Annotated in this window: 14 protein-coding genes; 12 read left to right on the top strand and 2 right to left on the bottom strand. The window is 57.2% G+C overall.

Annotated elements, in window-relative coordinates; translation table 11 throughout:
• Both Q0C48_RS04110 and Q0C48_RS04105 read right to left on the bottom strand, forming a co-directional pair.
• Nucleotides 1-532 (bottom strand): hypothetical protein (locus Q0C48_RS04110; protein ID WP_291521818.1); only part of this gene is annotated, 532 nt, incomplete at its 3' end.
• Nucleotides 533-563: 31 nt separating this feature from the next.
• Nucleotides 564-1,544: a nitrilase-related carbon-nitrogen hydrolase gene (locus Q0C48_RS04105; protein ID WP_291521816.1), complete on the bottom strand. Its 981-nt coding sequence runs from the start codon at nucleotides 1,542-1,544 to the stop codon at nucleotides 564-566.
• A 1,503-nt stretch (nucleotides 1,545-3,047) separates the two neighbouring features.
• Here Q0C48_RS04105 and Q0C48_RS04100 point away from each other — a divergent pair.
• From Q0C48_RS04100 to pilO2, 12 genes are all read left to right on the top strand, one after another.
• Nucleotides 3,048-3,233, top strand: coding sequence for a hypothetical protein (locus Q0C48_RS04100; RefSeq protein WP_291521814.1), 186 nt, complete (start codon nucleotides 3,048-3,050; stop codon nucleotides 3,231-3,233).
• Complete coding sequence (locus Q0C48_RS04095) at nucleotides 3,220-3,858, top strand: hypothetical protein (RefSeq protein ID WP_291521812.1); 639 nt, start codon at nucleotides 3,220-3,222, stop codon at nucleotides 3,856-3,858. Before Q0C48_RS04100 ends, Q0C48_RS04095 begins: the two co-directional genes overlap by 14 nt.
• 244 nt (nucleotides 3,859-4,102) lie before the next feature.
• Nucleotides 4,103-4,753, top strand: coding sequence for a hypothetical protein (locus tag Q0C48_RS04090; protein ID WP_291521810.1), 651 nt, complete (start codon nucleotides 4,103-4,105; stop codon nucleotides 4,751-4,753).
• A 9-nt stretch (nucleotides 4,754-4,762) separates the two neighbouring features.
• Nucleotides 4,763-5,653, top strand: coding sequence for a toxin co-regulated pilus biosynthesis Q family protein (locus Q0C48_RS04085; RefSeq protein ID WP_291521808.1), 891 nt, complete (start codon nucleotides 4,763-4,765; stop codon nucleotides 5,651-5,653).
• A gap of 134 nt (nucleotides 5,654-5,787) precedes the next feature.
• A complete protein-coding gene (locus Q0C48_RS04080) occupies nucleotides 5,788-6,510 on the top strand; it encodes a transglycosylase SLT domain-containing protein (protein WP_291521806.1) in 723 nt (240 codons plus the stop codon).
• The gene (locus Q0C48_RS04075) at nucleotides 6,507-6,821 is read left to right on the top strand and encodes a hypothetical protein (protein WP_291521804.1); all 315 of its coding nucleotides are present in this window, start codon (nucleotides 6,507-6,509) and stop codon (nucleotides 6,819-6,821) included. Before Q0C48_RS04080 ends, Q0C48_RS04075 begins: the two co-directional genes overlap by 4 nt.
• The gene (locus Q0C48_RS04070) at nucleotides 6,800-7,612 is read left to right on the top strand and encodes a hypothetical protein (RefSeq protein WP_291521802.1); all 813 of its coding nucleotides are present in this window, start codon (nucleotides 6,800-6,802) and stop codon (nucleotides 7,610-7,612) included. The genes Q0C48_RS04075 and Q0C48_RS04070 overlap by 22 nt, the downstream gene beginning before the upstream one ends.
• A complete protein-coding gene (locus Q0C48_RS04065; RefSeq protein ID WP_291521800.1) occupies nucleotides 7,594-8,295 on the top strand; it encodes an EAL domain-containing protein in 702 nt (233 codons plus the stop codon). Before Q0C48_RS04070 ends, Q0C48_RS04065 begins: the two co-directional genes overlap by 19 nt.
• Nucleotides 8,295-8,516 carry a hypothetical protein gene (locus Q0C48_RS04060; protein WP_291521798.1) on the top strand — a complete coding sequence of 74 codons (222 nt, stop codon included), beginning with the start codon at nucleotides 8,295-8,297 and terminating at the stop codon, nucleotides 8,514-8,516. The genes Q0C48_RS04065 and Q0C48_RS04060 overlap by 1 nt, the downstream gene beginning before the upstream one ends.
• Before the next feature lie 13 nt (nucleotides 8,517-8,529).
• On the top strand, nucleotides 8,530-10,170 hold the full coding sequence (locus tag Q0C48_RS04055) for a secretin N-terminal domain-containing protein (protein WP_291521796.1): 1,641 nt from the start codon (nucleotides 8,530-8,532) through the stop codon (nucleotides 10,168-10,170).
• 107 nt (nucleotides 10,171-10,277) lie between these two features.
• Nucleotides 10,278-10,997 carry a hypothetical protein gene (locus Q0C48_RS04050; RefSeq protein ID WP_291521794.1) on the top strand — a complete coding sequence of 240 codons (720 nt, stop codon included), beginning with the start codon at nucleotides 10,278-10,280 and terminating at the stop codon, nucleotides 10,995-10,997.
• 3 nt (nucleotides 10,998-11,000) lie between these two features.
• On the top strand, nucleotides 11,001-12,305 hold the full coding sequence (pilO2, locus tag Q0C48_RS04045; RefSeq protein ID WP_291521792.1) for a type 4b pilus protein PilO2: 1,305 nt from the start codon (nucleotides 11,001-11,003) through the stop codon (nucleotides 12,303-12,305).
• Nucleotides 12,306-12,396 lie beyond the last annotated feature (91 nt).

Here is a 12,396-nt window from a genome sequence, read left to right as displayed (position 1 = left end):
GATAGGCGATAAAGGCACGAGCCACTTTTCCGTCGGCATCCGCAACAGAAACCTCTACACCGAAATCACCATTGCGCTGAGCTTCCCCCACGGCCAACAAACGCCCAGAAACAACCTTCTCATTGCTGAGATCGATGACGGGTCCCATCGAGCCTATGTCATGATCCGGTTCGGCGATCAGCTCCTGATAGACTTCGGGGATCATCCCGTATTGCTGAGCGACGGCTTCAATCAGCTTTTTATTCTGAACATCTTTTGGCTGGATGAGCATATCGTGGTTGGCCGCATATTCAGCGGCGCGCAACACCTCTGTCTCGGAGGCATCAATGGCAATAACTTGCCCCGGCCACTTGGTTGCCGCTTCATCCAGCTTGGAAACCAGATCCCCTTTACTGGCCACCGGCACACGTATTTCTCCGTCTTCGGAAGCCGCGGTCAAGACAAATCCTCGGTTTTCAGCATCTATCTCCGCATGCTTGCGGGCTTCGCGCGCGGCCGGAGTATTCGCCTTGATCGTATCGACAATGCCCATGATGATATCCTTTCGTTGCCAGTGAATGTTGCTACTGATGAGGTATAGCGGGGACGGTCGTGGTATATCCATAATTGACCGCATCTATTACGGGCACCCTCCATAACCGTGCCCAGGCGCGTAAGGATGCTCGCTGGATTTCCGGAATGTTTGTCCCTTTTGCCCACCAGTCATTAGCGGCGCCAATAAGGACTTCTGGCGGACTAAACGTCAGCGATAACTCGGGCAAGGTCAGCAACTGCTCATAGCAGATCAAATATCCCGCCTTCCGCCCATCGACATGGACCGCCTCTCGCCTTCCGAAGACGGCCATGCGGGCAGACTCAATGGCGTTCCACGGATGCCACATGGAGAACGGCACAGGAATGCGGTCATGCAGGATACGAATGTGTCCGGCATGGATTTTGACCAATGCATCGGCATAGCCGCGCCCTTCGGGCACCAAGGCACCCAGCAGCACGGTTTGCCGAGAATGTGTTGCTGTCCATTGAATTACCGGTTGCCAGACGGCTGCGGTTCCGGGGAGCCAGTAGCCCACGATGCTTTCAGGCAGGACTACGACATGCGTGTGTGGATCCGACAGCTTTTTAAGCACCACCGCCCGCAGATGGAAAGATATGATGATGGGAGACATCGGCCCCTTGAGTAGCCCATGGTGCGTATTGATGGCGATCCAGCCGGCGGGCATAGCGGGCAGAGGGACTTGGCAAAGAACGATGAAGCCCGTGACAACCCCGGCGACAACCCTTGGCCCCCATGTACGGCTGCCAAACACCCTCAGCAGCAGCACAATGCCAATGAACGCCTCAATCACCAGCACAGGACCAGCAGGACCGGCTTCAAAAGACCCAACCCAAGGATTGGTCCAGCCAATCACCCCCAAGGGCGGCAGGATACCGATGGCTGTCACCGTGACCAAGCCGGCCAAGCGCGGTCCAATTTGGGCAGGAAAACGTCGGATGAGCCCGTCATACGCAAGGTAAGGCAGAGCCAGCACAACCGCCGAAGCCATCCAAAAAACCATCCCCAATACAAACCCCGCATGCGGGAAAAAGGTGGCCGTTCCAGATATGAGCCCCACGCTTGCAGACATGTAGTACCCGAACGCGGCAAGGTATCGGCTTCTGAAGACGGGTAGCATCAAAATAAGCATGATAGCCAGAACGGGTGCATGGGGCCATGCCACTGCACCGATCAGTATCCCTGCCAACAGACTACGAAACCATTTCATTGCCATTCCCTTTCTCTGAGGCATCTGAAACTGGTATAGCTAGACCCGCAGCCCAGAGGCCTCCGTTGACTCGCCGCGTCATTCATTTTTTCATGCGCCATCTTCTGAGGACGGCAAGAGCACTTCGAAAACGACTGCTCTCCCTTTTCTGGATTCCAGGCGTCGTATCAGTCCATAACTCTCCAACCGACCCAGACATGCGGATAAATGCTTCGCCGCGCGCCGCTTACCGCCTGGCATCCCATCTGCAGCAGCAAGATCGCGGATGGGCCTATCAAATACCCAAAGCAGCTTCGGCGCACCATCGATGATCTGTACTGACTGTACGCATTCTTGGTAAATGACATACAACAACCCAGATACCAGGCCTGGCAATTGGTGCTGCACCACAGCTGCTATGAATAGCGATTCCCATTGATGGCGTTGTAGGTGTTCCACTTTAGCAAGCCTTGCTTGCCTCGCTGTCCGGCGTGTTTTCCGTTCGGCATCCGTGCGACGCGCACGTTGCACCCGGCCACCTATCGGTATTGTAAAATTCTCCACCATCGATTGATCCTCAAAATTGCGGATTTAAAATCTAGCATAATTATTAATGGTAGTGCAGTTGAAAACCTTCTCAGTTTCTGAGGCCGATTACTGATTGATCGCCCTGCTCTACCGATTGCAGATCTGGCTCACTCACACCTGACGGTCATTCCTATACGGCTTCACATGGGAGGACATGGACCGAATGCAACGGTGATGTTCAAAACAACCTCAGTTTCTGAGGACGATACGGACATCCCTTCCCCGTGCTGCCTTGGTGGCATCAAGGGAAAATGGTCAACGCCATAAGTGCAGGTCTAAATGATCTCAGTTTCTGATGCCGATTCGACTTTAGTGCCCTGTCCGGCGACCTGCAGAGAAGGTTTTCTCACGCCTGACGGCCACTCCTAGGCGTTTTCCCACGATGGAGGGCGCGGGCTGGGCACCTATGCCGAGCCCGGCCTGGCCACACCGCTGGCCGAAGATCGCCATTTCCGGAAGACGAAAGGCAGATGTTTCGACATATCTCCCTGCGAAAAGGAACGCAAGATAAAGGGTTGTACACCCTGCACCGGCTTCGGAAGTTGGTAGCATGTTCGTGCCGTCTTCGGAAGATGGGGTATAGCTTTAACAGTTCTTCCACAAAACGCTAGGCGGCAACAACCATCCACTCCGCTGGCCTCCAGATCCAATGGCGCAATTGAAGCGCTATACCACAGGACAAAACATCGCAAGAGGCGAGACACGGAGCCCAATTTGATGACAGTCAACACAGAAGATCACCAGGCTTTCAAGCAATGGTGCAATACGCCAGATGACCTGTTGGTAGAGGCCGCGCATGCAGTGAACGCAGTTTCTACTGTGAGCAGTGTAGCGGCCATTCAGAAGCTGGATGACGCCGCAGATGACTCCTGGTATGGAGATTCGGAAATTGACGACGCGTGACGACCTTATTACGCAGAAGCAAGACCCCCTGGTCAACGCTGATTTTCCAGCCATCGCGCAAAGAGCGCTGGCTGGCGGTCGCCACTACAGCCAACTACTGCAGGATATGCGCGATGGCAAATACAACCATCCCGCTTCACGAAATGATGTGCTGATGACCATGACATTCATGAAACACCTCTTTGATGAAACGTTGGGATGGACTGGTGTGAATCTGCAATATCGCGCTCGACTTACAATACTGGGTGGCAGTGGACTCAATGTCTTTCAGGGCACACCGGCCGATGGGCCAGTTCCGACAGGTCTGGAAATTGTGTACCAGGCTCATCATATTGAAGCCGCGTTATGGCTCTGGCCATTGCTGCACGCTTTCGGCGACGGTCGCACGGCACGGCGACGCCACAAAAATAAATGGCGCGAAAGCATGGTTTGCATTGCATTTGATGCGAATAGCCGCCTGCTATGCATCCACACCTCTGCAGGTATCTGGGACGTCATGCAATCCGTCTCCGTCGAACAGACAAACAAGCAAAATTGGGTGACCGATAGCTTTTTTAGCACCGGGCTACCGAAGGAACACCCATTGATCCATGCACTACAGCCAAATATTCCGGATGACCATTGAGCAAGCGCGAGATCAGTCATCGTCGCAGTCCCCGCGCTATACCATTAGCGAGACAGCTATACCACCAATGACAACGAGTCGACAGGACCACATCCGAACCATGTTCATTTACCAGGCTGTCCAATCCCCGGTAGCCGTTAGTTACCATCTGGCATCAGTCGGTCCAGGCGCTAATCCGTCTTCCGAAGACGCCAGCGGATGGGTATCACGGCGGCTCGCAGCAAAAGGGGGCTGGAGATCCAACATGCCGGCGCACAAAGATCGTTCTGTGCTGGGACGGCAAGTAGTCATCCAGTCTCAAGCCACAGAATCTGTATTCAGAGAAATCGCCCGCAAGCTGGGTTACCGCCTGCAAATACAAGGGAATCCATCCACCGTTTCGTTACCTGGCGTTTTGTCACAGGGAATGACGACGGCAAGACAGGCACTATCGGCCATCGGATCCCTGTCCGCCGTGGATATCACTGTCAACGAGCCGCTACGGCTGTTGCAGGTGCGGATTCTCTCCTCTGCTACCGCAGATACCATCAACAATTCAAGACCGGTCGTTACAACTCCATCACCCAGCGTTTCGATGCCCCATCTTGCAGGGGCGCAATTCCCTGCTGGGGTGCAACCTCATGAGTCTGCAAACGGCGGGCTGCCTGCCGCACTGAAACGAAAAATGATGCTCCAGCGCGGCGATTTGCAATCCGTGCTGCGCCAAATCGCCGCGATCACTGGTTATCGGGTCAGCGTTCATCCTTCCGCACCCATGGGGGTCATCGGCGATGGATTACCTTGGGGGAAGCCCGCCGCCGCCGCCGTGATCCTGCACAAGCTAGGGAAGCAATCTTATCTTGACGTGCAAGTTTTAACGCAAGCCCGTCACATCATTGTCACTGTAAATCTATAGGAAACCACCATGTTGCAGATCATAACGCACGATTCTATCAACCCGCCCGCCATGGTGGCGTCCGCTTTGGCGCAACCCCGTGACCGGGTGCAGTTCCTGCCTATTTCCCCATCAGCGGGGCAAATACCCTTCCTGCAAGGATTCAAGTCGGCATTCACCATCCAGCCGATTCTGGCAGAACATGGCACGGGGACTGCCGCTCCCACCTCTACCCACGGTGAGGGCACCGCTGCGCAGGCCATTCAGAAAATCCTGCCCTATGGTTGGCGCGTATATACGAAGCCGGAAACAAATGTATTTCTAGGTTCTCCCATTTTATACAACGGGCACGGTAAGTCTTGGATCGTCGCATTAAAATCCGTGCTGAAACAATCCGGATTGCATGGCGCCATCTGGTGGGGGCCGCGGATTCTGACCCTGTGGCCCGCCCCCTCGTTGCCCACTTATCAACCAACGCCTCATTTGCTGGGGTACAAACAAACCCATCTGCGAGTGACGGTTGACCATCCAGGTACATCGACCATTTTACATGGTACAGATCATTCGCTTGGTGCAACCCCTTTGGTTCTGTCTTCCGCCAATGCGTCACTGCCCACCAGAGCACAACCCGGTGATCGGGCACAACCCGTATTGTTGGGGTTGACCCCCGTCTTCCTCCTCAACCGCGGCGATCTCATCCTCACCGATCTGCAAAAGTGGGCCAAACAGTCTGGGTGGACGGTGATCTGGCAGGTGCCGGAGGACTGGCAAGTGCCGAATACCACGACCTTCAGCGGGGATTTCCAGAAGTCGGTCAGCCAGGTCATTCAGGCGCTGTCCGCGAACGGCGCGAATGTCCATGCGGTGTTTCATACAGCGAACAATACCGTGGTGATCAGCGGCGCGGGGGGTGGCGAGTGAAAAAGGTTATCGGCGCAGTAGCGATACTTCCCGTGTTGATGGTGTTGGGCGCTGTTCTGATTTGTTGCGCGGCGCTTGAAACGTTTGGCCATGATGGAGCGCCGGATTATGCCTGATTTGCCGCAGGAGTCCGCATGCTCGCCTGCATAGCCGAAGCGTCCAGCGCCTATCACGTCCCCGTCCCGGCCATCGAGCGGGTGCTGACGGCGGCCAGACCTGCGCATGGTTTGCCCTCTGCGGGAACTGGACCCATGGGCATCCCTGCACAATGGTTGCCGGTGCTAGGTGCTTATGGCTTCCCTGTAGCGACCATGCGCAAAGACGCCTGCTGGGGCATTGCGGCTGGTACCTGGATTCTGGCCGTGGAGCGGATGTATGCCGGACAGGGCCAGGTGTCGGGACACGGAAGCTTTGTCTATCCGTCCACCCTCCCCTCGATCCCGCGGCGGATGACGCAGTGGGCGAACCAGGCGTCCGCCGTCACCGATGTGCCGGCTGACATGATTCTGGCTGTGGCCGCACAGGAGAGCGGATTCAATCCGGACGCAGTGTCGCCCGTGGGAGCGCAAGGCCTCATGCAGTTTATGCCGGGCACATGGGCACGTTTTGGGCATGGAAGTCCATTCAACCCGAAAGCGGCCATCTTCGCAGGTGCGGCGTACCTCCGCCACCTGGCGCTGCAACTCGGGAGTTGGCCATTAGCCCTGGCCGGGTACAACGCGGGCGGACAGGCGGTGGTGAATGCCGGGTACCGGATTCCGCCGTATCGAGAAACACAAAATTATGTGCCTGCGGTGCTCGCGCACTACCGGCAGATCACGGCTGGACCCCGTCACGGGGCTGGAGGCGGGCGATGATGCGGGCGTTCACCTTGCCGTCCGCCCTGCGCCGGTTTCAGGTGGCGGTGCCTTTATGGGTATGGGCGGGACGAGCAGGTAGCACGTTGACCATTGCCGCAGCACTGATTCTGGCCATCGTCCATATCCCGCCTATGCGCTGGCTGTTCGTGATGTGGACGATCTCCAATGCGTTGTGGCTTTGGTATGGATGGCGAATGGGTTCGGGGTCGCTGGTATCCGCACAGGCGGTGTTTTTGGCGATAGACACCCTGGGCGTCACGCATTACTGGATAGTGGGGAATGCCCTATGGATGAGGATGTTCAGTTGACGCGCCCCGTGCCGAGTACAGCCCTGCCGGGTGCAAACCCTATGGCATCCATGCTCCAGTCCTTATTCGCGGATCTGGATAAGCGCATCGAAGAGCGGTGGACGGCCGGCAACCTGTCGCACGGCTTCTGGCGCACGGGTGCCATCCCCGCGCTCACCCCGGTGGACACACTGCGGGAGTACGGCTTCTGGCAAGGGAAAGCCGTTCTCGAAAAAGGTTTATCTGGCCAAGTTTCAGTGGCGCTGGTCGGCGGGCATACCCGCATAGGCATGTTTCTGCCTAACCGGTTGCTCGAAGGCATGTCCACCTGGGGCGAATCGCTTGCCGACGCGGTGGCCAAGGCGCATGACGGACAGCCCGCCTCCATCATGCGCCGCGTGGGCGGCGACACGCTGTTCGACCGCATTTTCACAGAAGCTCCCTTCTCAGCCGAATGGCTGTTGCGCTGCACAGAGGACGGCAATGCAAGGGACATCCTCGTAAACCATCTGGCCTGGCGCGTGATCGACCTATGGGAATCCGCGCTGCGCACAGTGATGTCACAGCAATCGCACGATCTGGGCATTGTCTTGCATTCCGCGATGCCGTTGCCACCGATTGTCACAGAATCCCTGCCGATCACGCTGCAGGACGTCTACGAAGTGCTGCCGGGGCATTGGGTCACCATTGTAACGCAGACGGCATCAGCGGGAGAGATCGGTCTTTGTGAACTCGAAACGCAGTTGCAAACCCTATTGCCGGATCACGGCGTCACCGTACAAAAGGATGCCGAATGCCTTCCGCAGGAATGATGCCTTCCGCAGGAATGAAATATCGCCTGGAACCCATCGTGGACCTGATGACCGGCGAGGTGGTCGGCCAGGAACTGCTGGCTGGAGAGCATGCCTGCCCGGTCTGGAACGAAGCCGAATGGCGGGAATGGTACGCCTTTCTAGCTGGGGAAATCCCCGTGCTGCTGCCCGATCTGCCCGGATTGCTTTTCTTGAATCTGGACGGGTATCAGTTGCTCGACTGGCATATCGCAGGCTCCGTCCGCTCCCTGCGCGATTACGCCCGTCGCATCGTCATTGAATGGACGGAGCAGCGGTTCCACGACGATAAGCTGGTGGATGTGCTGGCGAAGATCAATTTTCTGAAAGGGATCGGATTCCGCCTGGCCATCGACGACATAGGCGCTGGAACCGGCGTGGACGGGCTCGGCCGGGCGGGGTCCGTCAAGGCGAGTTTCTGCAAAATCGATGGCACTTACTTCCAAGCGATCCGTGCCCGCGGCCCGGAATACCTACGGGGACTCTGTCAGCACCTGTCCCATGACGGCGCGCGCGTCATCGTGGAGTGGGTGGAAACCGAAGAGGACTACCGGCTGGCTTTGGCGGCCGGGGCGCATCTGGGCCAAGGCCATTTGTGGACGCATGCGAAGCGGAACGAGTCCGCATCGGCAACATCGGCGACAGTTGAACAGGGAGAAAGTTAATGCACGACAACCTGCAAGAAAATCAAGGGTTCATTGATGACGCCAAGGCGCGCGGGCTGGCCACGTTGGCCTACCACGACCGGAAAAGTCAGGGATTCATGCTGGTGGCTGGGCATCCGGAAAGCATCCGGATACTGGGCGAGATTCTGGACGATTACGAACTGATGTGGGGGATGGCGGAGGAGATTATGGGTGCGAAAGGAGAAAGCGAACATGCGTAACCAGGGGCTTAAAATGGCTGTCGCGGCGGCCGTTCTGCCGTTTGCGCTTGCGGGATGTGCCACGTTTCATCACGTTCATACCATGCAGCGGAGTACCAGCCGCGCGATGGCCAGCTACCAGATGCCCAAGGCGCCACCCGTGGTGAGCACGGTGAATACGCCGTATTTACTGGGGGCGGAGGTGGATGTGCAACACGCGATGCCGGCCATCCTGCGACTTCCGGTAACGATCCGGTCTGGCGCCGAAATGTCGCTACCGGAAGTCGCGTCGGCGTTTTCGTCTGCGGTCGGCATCCCTGTGGTTTTAGGCCAGATGCATCTGTCCAGTAAAACGGGTGGCAGTTTGCCGCCGCTGCCGGGGCAGTCTTCTGGTGGGCTTGCGCAATCCGGCGGCAGGAACGGCGGCGGAATGTTCGTGAATTGGAATGGAAGCCGTGAAGATTTCCTGAACGCGGTGGCCGCCCATTTTTCATGTTGGTGGAAATGGCGTCATGGCGAGGTGGTTTTCTATCGCATTGAAACCCGGACGTTCACGATCCCCGCTTTTGCAACGACCGAGACCGCTTCGAATTCTATCTCCGCCAACTCCGGCGGTTCTCAGGGCGGGTCTTCGGGCGGGAGCATGGGCGGTGCCTCTGGCGGGAGTATGGGGGGCGCATCTGGCGGGAGCATGGGCGGGTCTTCTGGCGGATCTTCCGGAGGGTCATCCGGTGAGGCGCAGGTCTCCATACAGAACAGCGCGCACCTGAATATTTGGAAAAACCTACAGAAAGAAGCGGAAACGATCATGGGCGGCAATGGGCGAGTCTTCGCCAACCCGTCCATGGGCACGTTGACCGTGACAGGCACCCCCATGCAGGTGGATTCCGCAAACCGGTGGGTTCGGGCGCTGCGCCGGCAAATGGGGCGACAGGTGTCTATTGTCGTGCATGTATACGACGTGCAGAGCAATTCCGGACAGAGTTACGGCATGACGCCTACACTGGCTTTTGGAAATGCCGCTAAATCCCTGGGCGTGTCATTTCAGGGTGCGCCCGCACCGTCTCTTAATTCATCCGCGACGGGTTCATCTGCAGCCGCATCGCCGCTGTCTATCGCCGCTAACATCATGAGTGGCCCATTTAGCGGTTCCGGGGTGGTACTCAGCGCCCTGGCCACGGTAGGCACGGTAGTAAACAACTACACCTATCCGGTAGTCACCCTCAATGGCCAGCCGGTAGCGGTGCAAAGCGCCTCGAACACCGGGTACCTGGCGGAGACGTCGCCGACGATCGTATCGCAAGGTATTGCCACTACCGGTGGATTGCAACCTGGGCAGGTGACCACCGGATTCACGGCGATGCTCACGCCCCGCGTTGTCGGTGATGACATTTATCTCAACCTGGACATGACCATCTCGGCGTTGAAGCAATTGCAGGAATTCACCTCCGGCGGCCAGGTGATTTACACCCCGAATACCACCTCGTTTTCCGCCCCGCAAATCGTGAAATTGAAGTCCGGCCAGACCTTGTTGCTGACCGAACTGGTGCAAAACAGCGGCAACATCAACCGGAACGGCGTGGGATCGCCCAAGTTCTTCCTGTTTGGCGGAGGGGCTGCCGCATCAAAAGGACATCAGATGGTGGTTATTACGGTTACGGCGAGGATATTGTGATGTTTCAATCCGCGCCACTTGCGGGAGGAATTTGGAAGAGGTTGCGCCTCTCCAAAGTTCATTATATCCCCATGAATGGGGAGGTTTCAAACCAGAGAGAGATTCCGATGAAACTTGTGACGAAACCTTTGTTGAACGCAGTTGCACTGGTTGTAGCGGCGGGCAGCATGGCCTTATCCGCACCGGCCTTATCCGCACCGCCGCCGTCCGCATCCGCCAATGCTTCGCACCTGTCCGCAGGGCATCCGGGGGGCACCGCCAATGGGTTGCACCACGCACCCCGGCACGGGGCTGCAAGGGCGCTGGAGCGTTTGTCGGAGATGAAAATCCGGCATGCGGTCTTGGCGGAGTCACTGCAAAACATTCAGATCGAAGCGCACATTAAAGCGGTAGAGAAGAAAATGAATGGGGATCAAGGGGTGTCTTCCGCGAGCGTTCCGGTCGTGTCGTTATTGACGTGTTCTTCCGGGGCAAACCATTGTGCGGCAACCTTGTTGCTGTCCAACGGGACACGGATTCCGGCATACCCTGGCACGGTGATCGGCAACGGGCTGAAGATTGTCGGCGTCACCGAGCAGGGGGTTTTAGCCGCGAACGGCTCCAGCCGCTTTTATCTGCCCTTTTCAGGTGGCGTGACCAGCCCCTCGCAGCCGGCAGGCTTGCAGCCGGCAGGATTTGGGTCACAGGGACCGGCAAGCACCTTGCCTCCGCCCGTATTAGGCGGCGCCATGAATACAACGACACCTCCGGCGGGGATGCTCCCGGCAGGGGGGATGCTTCCAGCAGGGATGCAAAGCCCGTCGAACTTCTCTGGCGGAATGCACTAACCCATGGAAATCATCGTCATCAAGAAAAAGCGATATGCTGCCGGATTGTCTCCCTGGCTGGCTTTGCCGTCCCGCGGCAAGGCGATAAAGCTCGCGTCCAAAAAAACAAAGGACCTGAAAGGAAAAGGTTTTTGTTTGCGCCCCAGCCCCATTCCACAAGTGGGCATCGCGAACGAATGGGCGTTCTCGAAAAACGGTGAGCCTGTAAAAGGCACGGGCTTCGGGTCGGTCTATTCGCTGGCGACGGCCATTGCCGGCAATCAGCCCGAGTCCTGGGCAGGATTGTTTCATATTACAGAAAAATCCTGGTGGGTTATCTCGGTAATGAATGGCGTAATCGTTCCGGATGGGGACTTCCTGACTGAGGACGAGGACTCCGCCAGGAAGTTTTATGACATGGAGGTGTCGCGCCTTTCACAAGAGATCACGCCTATCGAGATAAACGATGTTGCGGAATCCATAAAGTGGATAGAAGCGCATCTGTCGGTCCGTTATGTGGGCAGGCTGCAAAAAGACGGCGTGGACCAGAAACAAATAGCGCTGGCGGGCGCTGCCGGATTGATCCTTGTGGCCGGGACGGGCGGATATTTGTGGCATGAGCATGACCTGTCGGTTGCAAGAGCAAAAGCACGACAGGCGTTGCTACTGAAAATTCGTCAGGAGCAACTGCAGGAAAAGAAAGAAGCGACGCTGAAGGCAGCCATTCGCCCGTCTCAAAAACCGCGGCCCAGACCTAAGCCATGGGCGGGCAAGCCATTGTTTTCGGATTACGCCCGTGCCGTACAGGGGGTTTTTGGCCGGGTACCCATGGCGTCTTCAGGATGGCAGTTGACGGGACTGAAATGCGACATGGCCGTATGTACCGCTACTTACAAGCGGAGCGTGCATGTGGCCACGTTCTGGTTTCGGCCACAAGACACCTTGCCGGACATCGCCACCAAAACAGTGAGCCGAAATTATCCCTTGCAGGTATCGCTGGGTACACAGCATATCGGAAAAGCGCATCTATCGGTTTGGCTGATGGGATGGATGCAAGCCCATGGCATCCACGGCAGCGTCACGCCTGCTGCGGTGGCGTATCAAGCCATGCCGTATATGCCACAACGTCCCACGGACAACGGCAACAAGACCGCCCAAAAATTTCTGCCGCCCACCTGGAAAGCCATGTCCTGGACCATCAGTTCGATTTTGCCCCCGTGGCAGATGACCGGAATTTCGGTCGTCGGCGTCGTGCCGGAAAGTGCGGACTATAACGCGGGCGACGGGCGGTGGACGATCACGGGAGGCGCGTATGAGCCGATTAAGTGACGCCCGTGCAAACATGCCGGAGGAAATGCGGAAGTTTGCGTACCTAGAGGACGAACATCATTTGCTGGTGGCAAAAGATTACCTGCACAAC

This window comes from Acidithiobacillus sp. (assembly GCF_023255755.1).
GTDB lineage: Bacteria > Pseudomonadota > Gammaproteobacteria > Acidithiobacillales > Acidithiobacillaceae > Acidithiobacillus.
This window is presented reverse-complemented; position numbering and strand designations above follow the sequence as displayed.